The following is a 19,241-nucleotide window of genomic DNA, read 5'->3' as shown; positions in this document are numbered from 1 at the left end:
ACGGGCACGGTCAGTGCGACCTCGGTGCCGGGTGAGTTCACGGATAGAGCGAGCTTCTCGTTCAACGCGACGACGCCGTGCGAAGGCTAGACCAGCCAACACCAGGCCGCTCGCTGCGGCAGACGGGCTGGGCAGAACCGTCGCGTTGAACGAGAAGCTCGCTCTATCCGTGAACTCACCCGGCACCGAGGTCGCACTGACCGTGCCCGTGCCACCGACGCGACCCGTTACCCCAAGACTCGGGCTCAGGATCGTGCCGCCCGCGATATCCAGATTCGGAATGATCGACAGGTCCGTGTTCGGCAGCGGGATCAGGCTGTAGCTGCCACCAGACAGAATATCCAGCGCCGCGAACAGAGAGCCACCCTGGATGCTGGTGCCGATACCAGCCCCGCCTCCCCAGGACGCACTGTTGTAACCCGCCGTACCCGTTAGACCGGTAGGAACCGTCACATCACGGATGCCGTCTGCCCGATCGTCCTCGTACAGCTCAAAGCTGGCAACGGTTGTCGTGATCAGAGTCGGCGAGACCGTCCCGATCGTCAGCGTGAACCGGCCAAACAACTCAACATCGCGTGTCGAAAGATCGATGGAATCAATGAATGTCCCGCCAGGCGTATCCAGCGAAACCGATCCGATCGTAAACACACCCTCAATCACATCGCCTGCCAGGACCGGTGTGCCCGGCGTCAGATCACTCGAAATGCTGATGTCATTGAAGTCATACATCGCGGGCACGCCAACGTAGCCGTTGATAGCAGCTAGGTTGAACATCACATCTGAGACCGAATCAGCCCGCACCGTCCCCGAGAAAGCAACGCAACCCGCCGCCGACGCCAAAAGAAACTTGGAAACTCGCATGACTTGCCTCTCCTCGAACCCTTGTTCGATGGCGCAGGAGACCGCGCGGATACAACCGCTGGAACGACTCTCCCACGTGAAGTTGATTCCCTTTTCAATCCCCCTTATTCCCCCGACTTCACATAAGACTACAACCCGCCTAAAGCCACACAAGACGATCTTTCCCCTAAGCATCTTGCCGGATAGGATCAATCACTAAGCACACTCACTTAAGCATTGACACCACCAGCGCGCAACAACACCGCCCACACAACACCCCTGGCAAAAATCCAGCCTCCCCCCGTCCCTACCGCGGCCCCTTCACCTCACAACCCCCACCCGCGCCATCCGCCGGGCCCAGCACCATGTCGTCCACCGTCTTGCCCGCCGGGATCATCGGGTACACGTGCTCGTGCTTCTCCACCATCGCATCCAGCACCGCCGGACCATCATGCGCCAAAAACGCCTCCATCACCGCAGGCAGGTCCGCCAGCTTCGTCACACGGAACCCCTTGCAGTTCATCGCGTCCGTCAACGCCACGAAATCAGGGTTGTGCATCTCCGTGTGGCTGTACCGCTCCTCATAAAACAAATCCTGCCACTGCTTCACCATCCCCTGAAAATCATTGTTCAAAATGATCGTCTTCGCCTTGATCCCATACTGCGCCGCCGTCACCATCTCCATCGCCGTCATCGAAAACGACCCGTCCCCATCAATATTCACCACATGCCGCATCGCCCGACCCTCACGCTCGGCCATGATCTGCTCGCCCATCGCCGCACCCACCGACGACGGCACCCCGAAACCCATCGTCCCCAACCCGCCCGACGTCAGCCACTGCCGAGGCGTCCGGTAGTCATAAAACTGCGCCGCCCACATCTGGTGCTGACCCACCCCCGTCGTGATGATCGCCTCGCCACCCGTCTGCTTGTTCAACTCCTGAATCACCGCCTGCGGCTTCAGATGATACTCACGCTCATCATGCCCAAAAGCAAACGGTTGCTCCTTCTTCCACGCCCGGCACTGCGCCTGCCACGCCGAACGATCCTTCCCCTCCAGCAACGGCAGCAACAACTCCAGATTCTTCCGCGCATCGCCCTCCACCCCGATCGTCACCGGAACCGCCTTGTTAATCTGCTCCGGCGCAATATCAAAGTGAATGATCCCGCCACGACCCTCACGCTCCGCCGCCCGCGCACCCGGCGCAAACGCCGCGATCTTCCCCGTCACCCGGTCATCAAACCGAGCACCCACCGAGACAATCACGTCCGCATCCCGCATCGCCCAGTTCGCATAAGCCGACCCGTGCATCCCCAGCATGTGCAGCGACAGATCATCACGCTCATCAAACGCCCCCAGCCCCTGCAACGTCGTCGTCACCGGGATCCCAGCCTTCTCCACACACTGCCGAAGCACAGCCGTCGCACCCGACAGAATCGCCCCCTGACCCACATAAAACACAGGCTTCTCGGCCCGATTAATCAGCTCCGCCGCTCGCTCAATCTCCGATGACGTCCCCGCCTCACGAATGTGATAACCAGGCAGATACGGGTCCGCATGACATGGCCCCTGCAGAATCGACGCCGTCACGTCCTTCGGCAGGTCCACAAACACCGGCCCCGGACGACCACTCATCGCAATATGAAACGCCGTATTAATCGCCCGCGGAATGTCCTCCACCCGCTTCACCAGCGTGTTCCACTTCGTGCACGCCCGAGTGATCCCCGTCATGTCCGCTTCCTGGAACGCATCCGTCCCGATCGCACCTGTCGCCACCTGACCCGCAAACACAATCAGTGGCGTCCCGTCCATCAACGCGTCCTGCAGCGGCGTCACCGTATTGGTCGCCCCGGGACCCGACGTCACCAGCACCACACCCGGCTTCCCCGTCACCCGCGCATAACCCTCCGCCATGTGACCCGCACCCTGTTCGTGCCGCGTCAAAATAAACTTGAACTGGTCACTCTCAAAAATCGCGTCAAAAACAGGCAGAATCGCTCCGCCCGGATAACCGAAAATCACCTCAACCCCATGCTCCGCCATCAGATCGTGGAAAATCTGCGCCCCCGTCCTACCCACAAACCGATCCGTCGTCGGGCCATGCTGGCCAAAATGGGTGATCTGAGATGCATTCAAGTCCGAGTTTGTAAGCGTCATAACCAGCACTCCAGGAATCAAAGCCCCACCAACATCAGGCTCATGGCCAAAACAGACGGCAGGGAGAGGTGTCAGAATAAATAAGTCAGCAAGCTATCCAAACAACAAAAGAGCAGGAACCATACCCCTCAAATCACCCGGCAGCAGTCATCAATAACTCAAGCAGGGCACGAAAGCGGGGGATGAGGGGGTGGGGTGCGGGTCATCCGCTCAGCTAACGATGACGCCAGCCACGACCACGCGCACGATATCCGTTCGGCCTTCTTGCATCTCCCAACAATACCACGCTCCACCCACCCCGTTCAACTCTTTTTTGCGTCAGATCTCAACCACACCCCGCCCACCAGCCCCCCAGCCCCCCAGCCTCACTCCGCCTCCTCCGGCATCGCCTGAGGCATCATGCCCTCAGACCCCATCACCTTCCCAGGCATCGCCGCTCCAGGCCCCCCCACACCCCCAGCACCCGGACACAAGATCGCCGCCGCCGCCCGCGTCGCCACCGGCTGATCGCCCACCAAAAAGTAGCTCAACCCCGACGCTCGCCACAGAAAAATCGGCTTCCCATCCCCACTGCTCGCCGAATACAGCACCCCCTCCGCCAACTCACCCGCAATCGGACCCGCCGTAGGACTAATCCAAAGACTCAACCCCGTCTCAGGCGACCCAGCACCCGCCACAGGCTTGTACAGCACATGAATCGATCCCTCACCGGCAACCGTGCAGTTCCCCGCCTGCTCGAACCGGAACCCCATCACACTCAAATCCATAGGCAGCGTCTGATCAAACGAATCCCCGAAATACTCATGCAACGCCCCAGGCAACGCCATCACCTCCTTCGGCAGCACCACCTGACGCATGATCTTCGACGAATCCTTCGCACAAGCCCCATGCTGCGCCGCAAACGCATTCAGCCCGTTCGACACAGGCAGCACCAGCGAACCCCCCGCCAACCTCGCCCCCGACACGCCCCCAGCCAACAACACATCACGCTCGTCACCCCCAGGCGACAGCATCAAGGTCCACACCGCCAGCGACCCCAACAAAAACAACGCCGCCACCGCCGACGGAGCCCAACGACCAATCACCGCCAAAACCCCACCTTGATCACGTTGCCAACCCCCGCTATCACCGCCCGACCCCTCCGCCGCCAACGCCGCCTCAATGCAAGCCCGCAACTCAGCTGGCGCAGGCGGGGCCTTCCCCGACGCCTGACACATGCAATCCCGACACGCCCGCCGGAGCCGCTCCTGCACCGCAACCGACTCCCGATCCTCAGCGCACAACCCCTCCACGCCCAGCAGCCGGATCGTCTGCTCGACATCCAACTCGCCGTCCGCGTACGCCATCAACGCCAGTTTGTGCTCTAGATCAGCCATCGTGTTCAGCTCCCACCCGCTTTTCGACTTCAACCCAGACCATCATCGGCCGCACAACGCCTCCCATCCCCAAACCCGGACACATCGAATCAACACACCAGACCCCCATTTCCTTCCCGCCAAACAAAAGATAATCCCGCGGACCCAACGCTCGATTACCCATCTTCACGCTCCTCATCCCGCTTCCCCATCCCATGCTCCGCCGCCAACTCAGCCAGCGAACCCGTCAGAATCCCCCGCGTCCGATAAAGCCGACTCATCACCGTCCCCAACGGAATATCCAGCACCTCCGCCACCTCCCGATACTTCAAACCCTCCACCGCCGACAACAACAACACCTCACGATAAGCCTCAGGCAGCTCCTCAATCGCACGCTTCAACCGATCGTCCACCTGCTCCCAGTCCAGATGCTCCAGGTCCCATGCCGGCTGATCCTCCGCCAGCGTGCTCGCCGCCGCCCGAGGCTCCAGATCATCCGCGATCGTCGGCTCTCGCTTCCGCTTACCCACACGCGTATAGAAGTTGTTGTGCAGAATCTTAAACAACCACGGCCGAATCCCCTGCTCACGCAACTCAAAACGACCCTCCGCCTTGAGCGCCTTCAGATACGTCTCCTGCACCAGGTCCGACGCCTCGTCAGGATGACGCGACAGACTCATCGCCATCCGATACAGCGAGTCCATCTCCCCCAATGCCAGCTCTCGAAATGCCTCGCGGTCCAACAGCACACCTCACGCCCGCATCATCGCGGAAGCCCATCATACTAAGTGACCCACAACCCCCTGACCCCACCACCAAGCCGTTAACATCACCACCATGAACAACAACACCCTCAAACTCGCCGTCATAGGCGGGTCCGGCCTCGGCGAAGCCCTCAACTCCGAATCCGGCACCACCCACCTCCCCGACACACCCTTCGGCAAACCCTCCGGACCCATCACCGAAACCACCTGGTCCGGTACCCCCGTCTTCCTCCTCCAACGACACGGGCCCGGACACCTCTACAACCCCTCCACCGTCCCCTACCGCGCCAACATCTTCGCGCTCAAAGCCCTAGGCGTCACCCACATCGTCGCCTCCGGCGCCGTCGGATCCCTCCGCGAATCCGTCGCCCCAGGCGACCTCATGATCCCCGACCAGATCATCGACAAAACCCACAAACGACCCAACACCTTCTACGAACAAGCCGCCGTCCACGTCGAGTTCGCCGATCCCTTCTGCCCGGTCATGCGCCAATGGCTCATCAACACCGCAACCCAACTCGACAACATCCGCGTCACACCCAACGGCACCTACATCTGCATGGAAGGACCCGCTTTCTCAACCCGCGCCGAATCCCACCTCCACCGCATGTGGGGGGGGGACTTGATCGGCATGACCGTCATGCCCGAAGCCAAACTCGCCCGCGAAGCCGAAATCGCCTACGCCCTCGTCGCCCTCCCCACCGACTACGACTCCTGGCGACCCCACACCCCAAACCACGCACCACAAGATCTCCTCCAGGAAATCATCGGCAACCTCCAGAAAGCCACCGCCGCCTCCCTCACCCTCATACGCGAAGCCCTCCGCAACCCCCAACCCCTCGCCGACCAACCCTCCCCCGCCCACCACGCCCTCGACCTCGGCATCTGGTCCGACAAATCCAAAATCAACGCCGACGAAATCCAACGGCTCCACACCCTCTGGGGACGACACTTCTAGTAACGCCAGTCACCAACCAGTTCCCAACCCGAAATATAGTTGCCCACCCTACGACCCGGCGTATAGTTCGTACCGATCGTAATCCCCACGACGCGTGAATCTGGGTATACCGAGAAAGAGAGACAAGCATGAAGCTGCTGTCAGCCATCACCATCACACTCGCCATCACCACCGCATCCCACGCCCAGATCCTCTCCTCATTCGACGCCCTGGGGAACAACCCCATCGGAATCGCTTATGGCAACGACGAAGTCTTCGTCTTCGATGACTTCGATAACGTCATCCAGGTCTTCGACCGCTCCGGTAATCCCCTCCGCACCATCCCCCACCCAGGCGGATCAACCGACGACTTCGACATCGACATCGTCGACACCTCCATGAGCCTCAATGGCGTCAGCATCCCCGCCGGCTCCATGCTCCTGGTCGATGGCGATCAGAACCCCGACACCGTCTACGCCCTCAATCCAGCCGACGGCACCGTGCTCGCCACCCTCACCATCGGCAACGACCAGACCGTCGGCATCACCTACAACCCCGCCGATGACCTCATCTACTCGATCGACTGGGACTCCGACATCGTCCGCGCCTTCAGCCCCGCCGATGGCTCCCAGGTCAACAACTTCCCCGTCACCCCCGCAGGTGCCCCCGCTCTCGATGTCTTCTATGGCGACATCGACGTCGACGCCGACGGCAACCTCCAGATCGTCACCGACGTCATCGAGCAGACCCGCGTCCTCACCACCTCAGGCGACTTCGTCCAGGACTTCGACCTCACCCTCATCTCCCCCACCGTCAACCTCGACCTCACCGGCATCGCCTTCGACAACGCCCGTGGCGAAGCCTGGATCACCCAACGAAGCGGACTCGTCTACCAACTCGCCGGCTTCCCCGTCCCCGAACCCGCATCCGCCGCCCTCCTGACCCTCGGCGGACTCGCCCTCACCCGACGATACCCCGCCTGATCCAACCACCCCCCACCACCATAAGCCAGACAACACCCTCTCGACCCCGTCTATCTCCTCCTTGCCACCCCACCCCCAGCACCTCACGACCTGCCCACCCCCAACACCCAACCCAAGCGCGAAACGAGATCAGAACTAACTTCGGGAGACCATCAAGTTCGGTGTCATCGAACCTTACGGAAGGGTGTATTCTTTTCGCCCATCGAGGGCTCGCGGTTGTCGCCGACTATTCTTCAAAAATACGCGTGCGGTGATAGTCAAGAAACTCATCATGTGGCCGAAACCGAAGGGGTAGCCGCATCATCTCTCCCTGAAACCGACCAAAGAATGAGTCATAAACGCCATTCGGAACATAGTCCTTCAAGCCGCGACCCACGACTAACCGCAGCTTTTGATCAAACGTCAAAAGGCCTCGGTCAAAGCACGCGTCATGCAACGCATTCAGGGCTATGCCATTTCTTGGATCGAGCCGATGCTCGTGGTTTTGCGACCATGGAACAATATGACTCGCCCTCAATAACTCGCCAGCATGAATGCCTGTCACACAGCACGCACCTTCATACGCAGACAGCACCGCGCGCCGAAAGAATGCTTGACCGCGACGACTCTTCACGGTGGATTCAGCCTCCGTCACGACGTTGAAGCACTCACTTTCGGTCAGCTCGTCACCTGTCGTGTTCGCAGCTTCCGCTAGTTCATCCCATCTTCCGTAGTAATCCGACCATACCTGGCGATCCATCGCCGACGCATTCGACATGCCTCGCACACCTCGCTCATGATGCTCCGGGTCGAGACTCGCCAGATTGACCAATCTGAACGCAACCGATGACGGCGTTCGCCCTAGGCGGGAGGCAAGCGCGATCACCGATGCATTGCGATGGTGCATCTTCCCAAATGGAATCTGGCAATACAGAGATAACGCGGCTAGCGTTTGTTCCCGCGTCCATGCTTGTCCTGGTCCAGCTGACATAGCAGGCCAGGCTATCCCGCAGAATCAGATCCAGCACGTTACGAACCCCTACCCCGCCCGCTTCTCCCCACCACCACCATTCCCCTTCGGCTCCTCGCCCCGCGCCTTCTGATCCGCCAGCTCTCGCCGGTTCACCTGAGTCTCCCGCGGAAAATCAAACGCCAGCCGCACCTTGTCGCCATGAATGTCCACCACCCGAATCACCCCCAACGGGTTCTTCGGGTCGCCAATGACCACCTCTTCGCCGGCGCGTCGGGTTAATGCAAGCATGGGCCTGGACTCCGTGTGGCGGCCAATCGAGCCGGGCCTCACTGCCCGACCCCCTCCCCACAAACACCCTCCGCAACACATCGCACAAGCGACACGCACGCTCCCCACCCAACCATCAGCACCCTCGCAACTCAATGCGGGGGGAGCGGGGGCGGGGCGGGGGGGGGGCTCAAGGTCTATCGGGTCGAGGGCTCACTGCCGCCACCGATTCTTTCAGCATCAAGACTTACGGGACCTGCGAAACACCGGTCACCCCCGGCACATGCTGCTTCAAACTCGCCTCAATCCCGTCCCGGAGCGTCATCGAACTCGACGGACACCCCACACACGCCCCATGCAGACGCACCCGCACTTCACCCTCCGACGACACCTCCACCAACTCCACATCCCCGCCATCCGATTGGATCGACGGACGGATCTGGTCCATCACCGCCGACACCCGCTCAAATAGGCTGCTCTCGGCTTGGCTCGGCACAATCACTCCTACCCTGAAAAAAGTTCAGGCTGAGAATCAGTCTCGATATGATTGTACCCGCCTGCGACGCCCTCGCGCACCCAACATCAACCCGCCCATCAACAAACTCACCACCCCCGATGGCTCGGGCAGCGTCACCAGTGCCGGATTCGGCCGCCCCGGCGACGGCCGCGCCAACCCCTCCTCCGTGCGCACAAAGCCCCCTTGAATAACCCCCGAATACCACGTTTGATTGACGAGTTCGGCCGGATTCGACGCCAAAACCGCCCCAAAACCACCAGGCACGGTCAGCACAGACCCCTCCAAACCGCCCAACACAGGCGTAACACCCCCCGCGCCCCCCACACCCCCGCCTCCACCACGCCGCCCACCGCTCTCAGCCTCACCCGCCGTCAACGTGATCGAATCCACCACCATCGCCCGCCAAACCGGGTCATCCAGCCGCTCCGGACCCAACACCGACCACCGCGACAAGCCCGAGTCCCCCTCAATAAGCATCACCGTGACAGGGACTTGTGGCCGCCAGCCAGGTCCCAGCGGCAACGCCTCCGACTCCGGCGGACGCGTCGCCCCCAACGTCAACCACGCCTCACCCACCCCATCATCCGCCAGCAGCACCCGACCCGCCCCCAAACCACGCTCCACCCGCGCCACCCCCAACACCAACCCCCGATCCGCCACGTTGTCACTCGCGTTAACCATCAGTAAATCATAGACTTGCGCCTCCGCCAACCCATCCACCTCAACCATCGCTGGCCACGATCCAGCCCCTGATTCATGCGCTGGATACCACTCACTGATCACCGCCCCCGCGACAACCTCCCCCACCATAAAAACCGCCAGAAACAACCATGCGCACAACCCCACCAACCAAAATCCACCCCCAACACCACCCGCCCCAAGCTCGCCGCACCTGCACACCATGGCCGCATGATACAACCAATCCCCAACCCGTCCGAGAACCCTTCCCAACCTTCCCACACACCGCACCAACCGTTTGACGACCCCTCAGGCCAGCGTTAGTCTTTCGGATTCCGATGCTCGGCAGGGTGTTCGGTGTCGGCTGATTGTTCCGCACGACATCGTCCATAAATCCCTGAAAAACCGAGTGTTGGTCGAGTCGAACCCGACTCGGGCCGATGCCATAAAAACGGGACGGTTCACCCCGACCCGCAGGCAGACGCCACCCTAGCTCAGTTGGTAGAGCACACCCTTGGTAAGGGTGAGGTCGTGGGTTCGAGTCCCATGGGTGGCTTCACCGAAGAGTCGGCCGCCACTGGGTGTCCGACTCGACGGCAGACAAGAGCGTATAACACGCACTGTGACACACACCGGCACCGTGCCGGTGGAGCCCGAGGCACCCCCGAGACCTCAGGCTCTGATAGCGAACCAGTTTCGGGATATTCAAGGTCCCATGCCACGCGACAGTGGCGGAGGTTAATGAGCGATGGCCAAGGGTGTATTTGAACGGACTAAGCCGCACGTCAACGTCGGCACAATCGGGCACGTCGACCATGGTAAGACGACCCTGACTGCGGCCATCACCGCAGTGCAGGCCGCCAAGGGTCTGGCGAGCTTCACCTCATACGACGACGTCGCCAAAGCGTCCGCGGCCGACGGCCGTCGTGACGCCACCAAGATCGTGACGATCGCAACCTCGCACGTGGAGTACGAGACGGAAAACCGTCACTACGCCCACGTCGACTGCCCCGGCCACGCCGACTTCGTCAAAAATATGATCACCGGGGCCGCCCAGATGGACGGCGCCATCCTCGTGGTCTCCGCCGCCGACGGCCCCATGCCCCAGACCAAAGAGCACGTCCTCCTGGCCCGCCAGGTGAACGTCCCCAAGCTGGTCGTCTTCCTCAACAAGGTCGACCTCGTCGACGATGAGGAACTCCTCGACCTCGTCGAGCTCGAAGTCCAGGAACTCCTGGCCAAGTACGACTTCGAGGACGACACCCCGATCATCCGCGGCGCCGCCTTCCCCGCGCTCCAGAAGCCCGACGATGCCACCGCTTCGGCCTGCATCGGCGAGCTGATGAGCGCTATCGACACATGGATACCCGAGCCCGAGCGCGAAACCGACAAGCCCCTGCTCATGTCCATCGAGGACGTGTTCTCCATCAAGGGCCGCGGAACCGTCGCCACCGGCCGTATCGATCGTGGCGTCATGAAAGTCGGCGACGAGGTCGAGATCATCGGCCTCGGCGAGCAGAAGAAGACCACCGTCACCGGTGTCGAGATGTTCAACAAAACCCTCGATCAGGGCCAGGCCGGCGACAACGTCGGTGCCCTGCTCCGCGGCATCGAAAAAGAAGATGTCCAGCGTGGCCAGGTCATCGCGGCGCCCAAGTCCATCACCCCGCACACCAAGTTCGAGGGTGAGGTCTACGTCCTCACCAAGGAAGAGGGCGGCCGTCACTCGCCGTTCTTCAACGGCTACAAGCCCCAGTTCTACTTCCGCACGACCGACGTCACCGGCGGCATCACCCTCAAGGGTGGAGCCGAGATGTGCATGCCCGGCGACAACATCACCATGGAAGTGGACCTCGGCGAGAAGACGATCGCCATGGAAGAGGGCCTGCGGTTCGCGGTGCGTGAAGGCGGCCGAACGGTCGGCGCCGGCGTCGTCACCAAGATCCTGGCGTAACAACCAGCCAGGCTCGGAAGTCGGGTTGTCGGCTCCTGACAAGGAGTTGATCGCAGGGCTTCTGAGATGAGGCTGAATCAGGTATTCTGATGCGGGCGGCGGTTGACTCCGCCGCCCGCTTTTACTGACCCCCCCACGCAACCCCCGTCGCTACAGGGGTTGCGGATCCCCGGCCCGCTGATTCGGGCTGGTTCATGAAGATTGGAGGCCTGTGATGGCCAAGTCGAAAGATGCTGTCGAGTACGTCTGGCTGCAGTGCACCGAGACGCAGGACCTGAACTACCGCACCCCCGTGAACGTCAAGGGCGGCCTGCCCGAGAAGCTCAAGGAGGGTCTGAAGAAGTACAGCCCCCGCCTGCGCAAGCACACGCTCCACAAGATCAAGCGCAAGTAACCCCCCCGCCCCCCGCATTCAAGGCAGGTTGGCTGGGTGCACAAGGGTCCAGGTTGGTTGGGTTAGAGTTTTGGCGCTTCGTGCGCTGTTACGCCAGTAGCTCAATTGGCAGAGCAGCGGATTCCAAATCCGCAGGTTGCAGGTTCGAGTCCTGCCTGGCGTGTTCGGCTCAATAACATCCTTACCGCATCAAATCATGTTTCTTTCTGGGGACACCGAACATGTCTCTCCCCAAACGCCTCCCCGCCTCCGTCACACGTGCCCTCGGCTACTACGTCTATCTGTATGTTCGGCCTGATACTGATCAGGTGTTTTACGTCGGCAAAGGCAAGGGTAATCGCGCCCTCGCACACATCGACGGCAAGGGCGGCACCCCCCACGATGAGATCATCCGCGAACTCCACCAGAAGAAGCTCGAACCTCGCGTCGAGATCCTCATCCACGGGCTTGAAGAAGAGTCGGATGCCCTCAACGTCGAGATGGCTGCCATCACCCTGCTGGGTCTCGATCAACTTGCCAACCGTGTCCAGGGCCATCACCAGCGTCGCTACGGTCGGATGTCTCTCGACCAGATCAAGTCTCTCTACGACCGACGACCGGTCAAAATCGCCGAGCCGATCATCACCATCCGCATAGCCAGGGCCTACTACTACGGCATGCCCGCCATCGAACTCTACGACGCCACCCGCTCGGCCTGGAAAGCAGGCAGCAGGAGAGACGGGGCCGACTACGCCCTGGCCGTCTTCGAGGGCGTCGTGCGCGAGGTCTACCGCATCACCGCATGGGTGCCCTCCGGCTCAACCTTCAAAGCCATCTACCCGCAAGGCGATCCTCGCACCGACCGCTGGGAGTTCATAGGCGTCGTCGCAGGAGACAACGTCCGTCGAAAATACCTGGACCGCTCTGTCGCCGACCAGTTCACCCAGCACAGCCAGAACCCCATCCAATACTTCAACTGCTAGCCTCGTAGTTCATTATCTGAGTTATACTTAGCTCTAATAGTCAAATCAGGTCATAGTCGGGCTTGGGACGAGGCATGAATCACCGTCGGGAATGACCAGCCCCCGAGTTTAGCGCCAGTGGTAACACTTACCCCTGGAATCCGGTGCTGGCGGTCGGTAACCCAGCGACGAATGCGGCCTCTGGGTGTTGTAATGAACCCGCCACCGCTCGATCAAGACCTTCGACTCCTTGAGCGTGTCGAACCGCTCTCGGGCCAATAGCTCATCGCGCAGCTTTGGGTTTGATGGGGCGACGGACGGTGCCCGAGCCGACGGGACTGGTGCTGCTGAGCGTGGGAATGGCGGGGATCTTGCGGCGGCATCGTCTGTTCAAGTCGTCAGATGAGTCTCGTGGTGTTGGCGGTTACGATGGCCATGGAAAGGTGTGCTTTTCATGGTGCAGAAAAAACCATTAGTCCTCATCGTCATGGGCGTCAGCGGCTGCGGGAAGTCGACGGTGGGGGCGTTACTCGCCGAGCGGCTGGGGGTGCCGTTTTATGATGCGGATGATTTTCATCCCGAGTCGAACCGGGTCAAGATGGCGGCGGGACAAGCGCTGACGGATGAGGACCGCTGGCCGTGGCTGGATCTGCTGGCCAAAGAGGCGGCGGTCTGGGCCGAGGATGGGGAGGGCGCGGTGCTGGCCTGTTCGGCGCTTAAGAGGGCGTATCGGGAGCGGCTGCGGGCGAAGACGGATCGGGTGCGTTTTGTGTTTCTGTCGGGATCGAAGGACGTGATCCGCCAGCGGATGGCGCAGCGGCAGGGGCACTTCATGCCGCCGGCGTTGCTGGATAGCCAGTTCGAGACGCTGGAAGCACCCGGGCGGGTGGATGACCCGACGGACTCGGCGATTCATGTGGCGATTGATCAGGAGGCGGAGCAGATTGTGGGCGAGGTGTTGGCGGTGTTGCCAGACAGGAGTGCGTGATGGCTGAGGCTTTTCGGATGGGCGGCGTGGCGCAATCGCTCGATGAGCCAGCGGTGGCTTCGGCGCTGGATCGGATCGCTGAGGACGTGCGCAGTGGCGGGGCGAAGTCGGTGCTGTTGATCCCGCCAGATATCACGCGGCTGGATTCGATGGCGGGGGAGTTGGCGGCGGGTTTGTACGAGCGGCTGGTGCGGAGCGGGGTGCGGGTGCGCTTGATGCCGGCGTTGGGCACGCATCGGCCGATGACGGCGGATCAGAATCGTCGGATGTTTGGTGAGGCGGTGTTGTCCGAGCACATTCTCGCGCATCGCTGGCGCGAGGACCTGGTTGAGTTGGGTGAGCTTGATGCTGGCTGGGTGGATGAGTTGTCGGGTGGGCGTCTGTCGGCTGCGGGGGTGGCTACGCCGATGAAGGTCGCGGTAAATCGTGAGCTGATTCATGGCGGGCACGATGTGGTCATCAGCCTGGGGCAGGTGGTCCCGCACGAGGTTGTCGGGCTGGCGAACTACAGCAAGAACATTCTGATCGGCGTGGGGGGGCCGGGGACGATTCACCTGTCTCATTTTCTCGGTGCGGTGTGCGGGATGGAGTCGATCATGGGGCGGCTCGATACGCCGGTGCGTCGGGCGTTGGATACGGGGTTCGAGCGATTCGTGACGCCTCGGGTGGACGTGCGGTTTGTGTTCACGGCGATCGAGTCGCTGGTCAGCGGGCTCAAGCTGCGCGGGTTGTTCTACGGCAAGGAGCGTCGGACCTTCGAGGAGGCGGCGGAACTGAGCCAGCGAGTGAATCTGACACGGCTCGGGCGGCCGGTCGATCGGTGTGTCGTCTATCTGGAGCCTGAAGAGTTCGCCTCGACCTGGCTGGGGAATAAGGCGGTGTACCGGACTCGGCTTGCGATGGCCGATGGCGGGACCCTGATTGTGCTGGCTCCCGGCATCGAGACGTTCGGCGAGGACGAGGCGATTGATGGGTTGATCCGGCGGTTTGGCTATCGCGGGACGCCTGCGACGCTCAAGGCGGTCAAGGATCATCAGGCCTTGCGTGACAATCTCTCCGCGGCGGCGCACCTGATTCATGGCAGTAGTGAGGGGCGGTTCAAGATCGTGTACGCGACCGGCCCGGGCGTGACCAAGGCGCAGGTGGAATCGGTGGGTTACGAGCACGCGGACCTGGAGACGGTGCGATCGGAGTTGGGGCTTGAGGACCTGACGCCGGGCTGGCGCACGCTGGCCGATGGCGAGGAGGCTTATGTGATTGACAAGCCGGCGCTGGGGTTGTGGAGTGTGTGAGTGGTCGGTGTGCTCGTTGTTGATAGGCTGATGGGATGGATCATCCCTTGGTGCACTTTTCGACAGTTCTGGTCGCGTTTCTGGCGATCATGAATCCGATTGCGAATACGCCTGTATTTCTTGGTTTGACCTCGGAGTTATCTGATCGTCAGCGGAGACTGGTTGCGACCCGTTCAATCCTGTTCGCGTTCCTGATTGTGCTGGCGTTCACGCTAACGGGGAACCTGATCTTCGAGTTGTTCGGGATCAGTCTTCCTGCCTTCCGGATCGCGGGCGGGGTCCTGGTAGCGCTGGTTGGCTATCACATGCTGCAGGGGGAATCGTCACGGGTCCATCATCCCAGTGAGGATGATCAGGTCTCGAGCCAGGATGATGTCATGGATATGGCGGTCTCACCCTTAGCGATGCCGCTGCTCGCCGGACCCGGAACGATCGCGACGGCGATGAGTTATGCGGCACAAGGCGGTGTTGGGAATCAGGTCAGAGTCACGGCTGCGTTTGCCGTGGTGTGCCTGGTGACTCTCGGTTTCTTTCTGGGTGGTCGGTGGTTCGTCGGCATTCTCGGTCAGAACGCGATTAAGGTGATCACGCGGTTGATGGGTCTGATCCTGGCGGTGGTCGGCGTGGAGATGCTGATCGCCGGGATCCGCGGGGCGGTGGCGGGGGCCTGATTATTGAGAAGGAGCGATGGCGTACCCGCCACGGCGGTAATCGCCGACACCTGTGATGACGCCGGTGCCTGGATCGACGGCGATGCAGTGGGCTGCGCCTTGTGATCCATCGCGGACCTCGACGGTGTGGCCGAGGGTGAGGAGGGCGGTGATGGTCGAGTCGGAGTAGGTGTCTTCGACGACGATCTTGTCGGGGAACCACTGGTGGTGCATGCGGGAGGCTTCGACAGCCTCTGGCATGGGCATCTGGTCGTCGATGGTGCTGATGATGATGCCCAAGACGGTGTTGATGATGGTGCGTCCGCCGGGTGAGCCAATCACGGCAACCACTTCACCTTCGCGTTTGACGATCGTTGGGGACATGGAGCTGAGCATGCGTTTGCCGGGCTCGATGACGTTGGCGGGGGTGCCGATCTTCCAGGTGCGGTCGGTGTAACCGGGTTTCCAGTTGAAGTCACCCATCTCGTTATTCAGTACAAAGCCTAGGCCCTTGGGGATGATGCGGCTGCCCCAGGCTTGTTCGAGGGTGGTGGTGTTGGAGACCGCCATGCCTGAGGCGTCTACGATGGAGAAGTGGGTGGTACTGGGTGATTCGTCGGCGAGTTCGATGGGCGGGGCGAGTTGCTCGCTGGGCGTCATCCGGGCCATCGAGATCGAGCCGGCGAGTTGGTGGGCGTAGGGTTTGCTGGTGAGTTGGGCGACTGGGATCTCGACGAAGTCAGGGTCGCCGAGGTGTTTGGCTCGTTCGGAGAAAGCGCGTTTCATCGCTTCGGCGAGCAGGTGGGTGCGTGAGCTTCCGTAGCGTGAGGTGCCTTCGGTATCGAAGGCTTCGAGCATGTTGAGCATGAGGGTGATCGTGACCCCGCCTGAGCTGGGTGGCGGGGCACCGTAGACGGTGTGGCCATTGTAGTTGGTGCTGATCGCGGGACGGGACTTGGCGTGGTAGCTGGCGAGATCGTCTGCGGTAATGATGCCGCCGTTGTTGGTCATGTCATCAGCGAATACCTTGGCGACTTGCCCGTGGTAGAAGCCGTCGGCCCCTTGAGCGGCGATGGTATCGAGGGTGTTACCCAGATCGGGGAGGGTCATGGTGTCGCCGGCCTCCCATGGCGTGCCATCGGTTTTGGTGTAGACGCGGCGGAGTTCAGCGAGGTTGTCGGCGGTCTGGGTCTTTTTTGAATCAAGGACGCGATTGACCGAGGCGGCGAGGTGCTGATCGACGGTAAAGCCGTTGCGAGCCAGATCGATGGCGGGGGCAACCAGATCGGCCCACGGGAGCGTGCCGTGGTGCTCATACGCAAGAGCCATGCCCGCGACGGTGCCGGGGACGCCGACGTGCCGGTGGTGGTGCCGGTTCTCGCCGAAGGTGTACATGTTGGGGGTCGAGGCGACGGGGGCGGTCTCGCGGTAGTCGATACAGGTGACGCTGTTGGCATCGGCGGGTGCAACGAGCATGAAGCCGCCGCCGCCGATGTTGCCGGCTTCTGGCCAGGTGACGGCGAGGGCGAACTGGACGGCGATGGCGGCATCGACGGCGTTCCCGCCTCGGGCGAGGATGTCGGCACCGATCTGGGAGGCCTGCTCGGAGTTGGTGACGACCATGCCTGACGTCGATGTGGCGACATCAACGCGGAGGTCGGGATCGAGCGTGGCGGCTGATGGCGTTGAGGAGCAGGCGGTGAGTGTGATAAGCGCGAGAGTGCTGAGCAGGGTGATCAACGGACGCATGGTGAGGATTCTCGGGTGGGCTTAACAGAAGAAGAAGACGACGGCGGTCCAGCAGACGGTGGCGAAGGCCATGGCGACGGAGGCGGGGATGATTTGAGTGCGCACGTGATCCATCAGGTCGGCACCCGAGACCATCGAACTGAGCACGGTGGTATCGGAGATGGGTGAGCACTGGTCGCCATAGAGCGAGCCATTGAGGATCGTGGCGAAGCAGACCATCATGTAGAGTTTGGGGTTGGAAAGGTCCTGATTCTGGGCGATGGCCCACGCGAGGGGCATGCCAAGGGGGAAGGCGACGGCGTAGGTACCCCAGCTCGTTCCCGTGGAGAACGAGATGACCATCGTCAGGAACAGCAAGCAGACCGGCAGAGCGATGTAGGGGATCTTGTCGCCGAGGAGGGAGATGAGGTACGCGGCCCCCCCGGCGTCCTTGGAGAGATTGCCAACCATGATGGCGGTGACCAGGATCAAGGCGGCGACGACCACGGCTTTGATGCCGAGGCCGATGCCCTCGACGATCTCGTGGAGGCTCATGCCGCGGGCCATTTCCATGACGATTGCGGACACGAAGGCGATGAAGAAGGCCAGCGTGACATTGGGCGAGCCGGTCTGGATGTAGGTACCGATCGCAAAGGAAATCAGGAGCACCAGCGGGACGACAAAGCTCCAGAGGCTTGGGGTGAAGCCTTCGGGGGTTTCGGGGTCTTCGAGTTCCTTAGAGGAGAGAGGTGAAGAACCGGGTGCGTTGAGTTCGCCGGTGGTGCGGGCGCGGATGATGGCGTTCTGGAATCGGCGACCGATGAACGGCAGCTTCTCGAAGCAGAGCAGGAGTGTGCCGATGACAGCGAAGAGGGCGTAGAAGCTCAGGAAGATCGAGGAGAAGTAGAAAGCCAGGCGGTCTTCGGGTGTGGCGAGGTAGACGACGCCCGGGACGAAGATGAGTGCCTGAACGTAGGCAGGCCAGGCGTTGAGGGGGATCAGGGCTGCGATGGGTGATGCCGTGGAGTCGACGACGTAGCTGAGTTCCTCGTGGCTGACTTTCTCGCGGTCAGCGATGGGGCGTGAAGTCGCTCCGACCATGACGGTGGAGACGGTTCCGCCCTGGAAGAAGCTGACGCCAAGGAGCCAGGTGAGGAACTTGGCCGAGCGTGGTCCGGTGACGATGTGGCTGGCGGCCCAGTGGGCGAAGGCGAGGGCGGCCCCGCCACGGGACCAGATTCCGACGAGCCCGCCAAGGAGTCCGCAGTAGAGGAGGATGACTTCGGTGACGGAGTCGGAAGCGATGGTGGGGATGAGGACATCGTCAATGACGTTGTAACGGCCAAGCAGCAGGACGCCCGCGATGGCCCCGCCAGCGAGGGAGGTCAGGGGCTCACGGGTGACCACGCAGAGCAGGATGGCGGTGAAGGCGGGCAGCAGCGACCAGAGATGCCAGTGCTGGTAGGCACGCAGCTCGAAATAGTGTCGGCCATCATCGTTGGTCTCGTAGACCATCTGGCTGGTGACAGGCGGCGAGGTGCCTTCGATGAGGTTCTTCTCCACGAGTGGAGAATCCCCGACGGGGACGGCGGCTTCGAGTGAGGTTTCGTTGCCGCGGTAGGTGTAGACCCAGCTTCCCTCAGCGTTCTGGTAGGCGTCGAGGGTGGTGGACTGCACGATCCAGGTGGGCGGGACGTAGAGGCCGACGTAGGCGGCGCTGCCGAGGCACAGGAGCATCAGCCAGAAGCCGGGGTGGAGCAGACGATGTGAGAGCGAGCGAGAGGGGGATCTGCTATCGGACACGTGAGAGCCCTCCAGAGCGAAGAGGGGATACAGGCCAGAA

General features: G+C 61.7%; 18 protein-coding genes, 2 tRNA genes and 1 pseudogene. 10 read left to right on the top strand and 11 right to left on the bottom strand.

Annotation, left to right across the window (positions count from 1 at the left end; genetic code table 11):
- The 4 genes from RIG82_03195 to RIG82_03180 all read right to left on the bottom strand — a co-directional run.
- On the bottom strand, positions 1 to 861 hold an 861-nt coding region (locus RIG82_03195), incomplete at its 3' end, for a hypothetical protein (protein MEQ9459946.1).
- Between the two features lie 286 nt (positions 862 to 1,147).
- Positions 1,148 to 2,998, bottom strand: coding sequence for a biosynthetic-type acetolactate synthase large subunit (gene ilvB / locus RIG82_03190; protein ID MEQ9459945.1), 1,851 nt, complete (start codon positions 2,996 to 2,998; stop codon positions 1,148 to 1,150).
- 365 nt (positions 2,999 to 3,363) lie between these two features.
- Complete coding sequence (locus RIG82_03185; GenBank protein MEQ9459944.1) at positions 3,364 to 4,374, bottom strand: hypothetical protein; 1,011 nt, start codon at positions 4,372 to 4,374, stop codon at positions 3,364 to 3,366.
- Positions 4,375 to 4,529: 155 nt separating this feature from the next.
- Entirely contained in the window at positions 4,530 to 5,096 is a 567-nt protein-coding gene (locus RIG82_03180) for a sigma-70 family RNA polymerase sigma factor (GenBank protein MEQ9459943.1), read from the bottom strand.
- Between the two features lie 94 nt (positions 5,097 to 5,190).
- Between RIG82_03180 and mtnP the strand changes: the two genes are divergently transcribed.
- Both mtnP and RIG82_03170 read left to right on the top strand, forming a co-directional pair.
- On the top strand, positions 5,191 to 6,075 hold the full coding sequence (mtnP, locus tag RIG82_03175; GenBank protein ID MEQ9459942.1) for an S-methyl-5'-thioadenosine phosphorylase: 885 nt from the start codon (positions 5,191 to 5,193) through the stop codon (positions 6,073 to 6,075).
- Between the two features lie 128 nt (positions 6,076 to 6,203).
- Positions 6,204 to 7,037, top strand: a complete 834-nt coding sequence (locus RIG82_03170) for a hypothetical protein (protein MEQ9459941.1) — start codon at positions 6,204 to 6,206, stop codon at positions 7,035 to 7,037.
- A gap of 226 nt (positions 7,038 to 7,263) precedes the next feature.
- Here the strand turns inward: RIG82_03170 and RIG82_03165 are convergent, their stop codons facing one another.
- From RIG82_03165 to RIG82_03150, 4 genes are all read right to left on the bottom strand, one after another.
- Positions 7,264 to 8,007 (bottom strand): HNH endonuclease, encoded by a 744-nt coding sequence (locus RIG82_03165; GenBank protein ID MEQ9459940.1) that lies wholly within the window; start codon positions 8,005 to 8,007, stop codon positions 7,264 to 7,266.
- A gap of 48 nt (positions 8,008 to 8,055) precedes the next feature.
- Complete coding sequence (locus tag RIG82_03160) at positions 8,056 to 8,277, bottom strand: carbon storage regulator (GenBank protein ID MEQ9459939.1); 222 nt, start codon at positions 8,275 to 8,277, stop codon at positions 8,056 to 8,058.
- Positions 8,278 to 8,503: 226 nt separating this feature from the next.
- Positions 8,504 to 8,704, bottom strand: a complete 201-nt coding sequence (locus RIG82_03155; protein MEQ9459938.1) for a NifU family protein — start codon at positions 8,702 to 8,704, stop codon at positions 8,504 to 8,506.
- Between the two features lie 84 nt (positions 8,705 to 8,788).
- Positions 8,789 to 9,676 (bottom strand): hypothetical protein, encoded by an 888-nt coding sequence (locus RIG82_03150; protein MEQ9459937.1) that lies wholly within the window; start codon positions 9,674 to 9,676, stop codon positions 8,789 to 8,791.
- Positions 9,677 to 9,934: 258 nt separating this feature from the next.
- On the opposite strand from RIG82_03150, the gene RIG82_03145 reads away from it, so the two are divergent.
- From RIG82_03145 to RIG82_03125, 5 genes are all read left to right on the top strand, one after another.
- A tRNA-Thr gene (locus RIG82_03145) sits at positions 9,935 to 10,007 on the top strand.
- A gap of 192 nt (positions 10,008 to 10,199) precedes the next feature.
- Complete coding sequence (gene tuf / locus RIG82_03140; protein MEQ9459936.1) at positions 10,200 to 11,405, top strand: elongation factor Tu; 1,206 nt, start codon at positions 10,200 to 10,202, stop codon at positions 11,403 to 11,405.
- 214 nt (positions 11,406 to 11,619) lie between these two features.
- Complete coding sequence (rpmG, locus tag RIG82_03135; protein ID MEQ9459935.1) at positions 11,620 to 11,799, top strand: 50S ribosomal protein L33; 180 nt, start codon at positions 11,620 to 11,622, stop codon at positions 11,797 to 11,799.
- Positions 11,800 to 11,889: 90 nt separating this feature from the next.
- Positions 11,890 to 11,962: transfer RNA gene (locus RIG82_03130), tRNA-Trp, on the top strand.
- Positions 11,963 to 12,020: 58 nt separating this feature from the next.
- On the top strand, positions 12,021 to 12,761 hold the full coding sequence (locus RIG82_03125) for a hypothetical protein (GenBank protein MEQ9459934.1): 741 nt from the start codon (positions 12,021 to 12,023) through the stop codon (positions 12,759 to 12,761).
- Between the two features lie 108 nt (positions 12,762 to 12,869).
- Here the strand turns inward: RIG82_03125 and RIG82_03120 are convergent.
- Positions 12,870 to 13,043, bottom strand: a pseudogene (locus tag RIG82_03120) (integrase core domain-containing protein).
- A 151-nt stretch (positions 13,044 to 13,194) separates the two neighbouring features.
- Here RIG82_03120 and RIG82_03115 point away from each other — a divergent pair.
- From RIG82_03115 to RIG82_03105, 3 genes are read left to right on the top strand one after another with little or no spacing between them, the layout of a single operon-like run.
- The gene (locus tag RIG82_03115; GenBank protein MEQ9459933.1) at positions 13,195 to 13,728 is read left to right on the top strand and encodes a gluconokinase; all 534 of its coding nucleotides are present in this window, start codon (positions 13,195 to 13,197) and stop codon (positions 13,726 to 13,728) included.
- Positions 13,728 to 15,020 carry a lactate racemase domain-containing protein gene (locus RIG82_03110; protein MEQ9459932.1) on the top strand — a complete coding sequence of 431 codons (1,293 nt, stop codon included), beginning with the start codon at positions 13,728 to 13,730 and terminating at the stop codon, positions 15,018 to 15,020. The genes RIG82_03115 and RIG82_03110 overlap by 1 nt, the downstream gene beginning before the upstream one ends.
- Before the next feature lie 35 nt (positions 15,021 to 15,055).
- The gene (locus RIG82_03105) at positions 15,056 to 15,691 is read left to right on the top strand and encodes a MarC family protein (protein ID MEQ9459931.1); all 636 of its coding nucleotides are present in this window, start codon (positions 15,056 to 15,058) and stop codon (positions 15,689 to 15,691) included.
- Here RIG82_03105 and ggt read toward each other — a convergent pair whose 3' ends face one another.
- Together ggt and RIG82_03095 are read right to left on the bottom strand one after the other, a co-directional pair.
- Positions 15,692 to 17,419, bottom strand: coding sequence for a gamma-glutamyltransferase (ggt, locus tag RIG82_03100; GenBank protein ID MEQ9459930.1), 1,728 nt, complete (start codon positions 17,417 to 17,419; stop codon positions 15,692 to 15,694). It lies immediately after the preceding gene.
- A 21-nt stretch (positions 17,420 to 17,440) separates the two neighbouring features.
- Positions 17,441 to 19,201 carry a Na+/H+ antiporter NhaC family protein gene (locus RIG82_03095; GenBank protein ID MEQ9459929.1) on the bottom strand — a complete coding sequence of 587 codons (1,761 nt, stop codon included), beginning with the start codon at positions 19,199 to 19,201 and terminating at the stop codon, positions 17,441 to 17,443.
- Positions 19,202 to 19,241 lie beyond the last annotated feature (40 nt).

The organism is Phycisphaeraceae bacterium (genome assembly GCA_040222855.1).
GTDB lineage: Bacteria > Planctomycetota > Phycisphaerae > Phycisphaerales > Phycisphaeraceae > Mucisphaera.
This window is presented reverse-complemented; position numbering and strand designations above follow the sequence as displayed.

What these genes read in the sequence shown, in the direction of transcription:
- ilvB (MEQ9459945.1), bottom strand. Translation starts at nt 2,998, where the DNA reads ATGACGCTTACAAACTCGGACTTGAATGCATCTCAGATCACCCATTTT.
- RIG82_03185 (MEQ9459944.1), bottom strand. Translation starts at nt 4,374, where the DNA reads ATGGCTGATCTAGAGCACAAACTGGCGTTGATGGCGTACGCGGACGGC.
- mtnP (MEQ9459942.1), top strand. Translation starts at nt 5,191, where the DNA reads ATGAACAACAACACCCTCAAACTCGCCGTCATAGGCGGGTCCGGCCTC.
- RIG82_03170 (MEQ9459941.1), top strand. Translation starts at nt 6,204, where the DNA reads ATGAAGCTGCTGTCAGCCATCACCATCACACTCGCCATCACCACCGCA.
- RIG82_03165 (MEQ9459940.1), bottom strand. Translation starts at nt 8,007, where the DNA reads ATGTCAGCTGGACCAGGACAAGCATGGACGCGGGAACAAACGCTAGCC.
- RIG82_03160 (MEQ9459939.1), bottom strand. Translation starts at nt 8,277, where the DNA reads ATGCTTGCATTAACCCGACGCGCCGGCGAAGAGGTGGTCATTGGCGAC.
- RIG82_03155 (MEQ9459938.1), bottom strand. Translation starts at nt 8,704, where the DNA reads ATGGACCAGATCCGTCCGTCGATCCAATCGGATGGCGGGGATGTGGAG.
- RIG82_03150 (MEQ9459937.1), bottom strand. Translation starts at nt 9,676, where the DNA reads ATGGTGTGCAGGTGCGGCGAGCTTGGGGCGGGTGGTGTTGGGGGTGGA.
- tuf (MEQ9459936.1), top strand. Translation starts at nt 10,200, where the DNA reads ATGGCCAAGGGTGTATTTGAACGGACTAAGCCGCACGTCAACGTCGGC.
- rpmG (MEQ9459935.1), top strand. Translation starts at nt 11,620, where the DNA reads ATGGCCAAGTCGAAAGATGCTGTCGAGTACGTCTGGCTGCAGTGCACC.
- RIG82_03125 (MEQ9459934.1), top strand. Translation starts at nt 12,021, where the DNA reads ATGTCTCTCCCCAAACGCCTCCCCGCCTCCGTCACACGTGCCCTCGGC.
- RIG82_03115 (MEQ9459933.1), top strand. Translation starts at nt 13,195, where the DNA reads ATGGTGCAGAAAAAACCATTAGTCCTCATCGTCATGGGCGTCAGCGGC.
- RIG82_03110 (MEQ9459932.1), top strand. Translation starts at nt 13,728, where the DNA reads ATGGCTGAGGCTTTTCGGATGGGCGGCGTGGCGCAATCGCTCGATGAG.
- RIG82_03105 (MEQ9459931.1), top strand. Translation starts at nt 15,056, where the DNA reads ATGGATCATCCCTTGGTGCACTTTTCGACAGTTCTGGTCGCGTTTCTG.
- ggt (MEQ9459930.1), bottom strand. Translation starts at nt 17,419, where the DNA reads ATGCGTCCGTTGATCACCCTGCTCAGCACTCTCGCGCTTATCACACTC.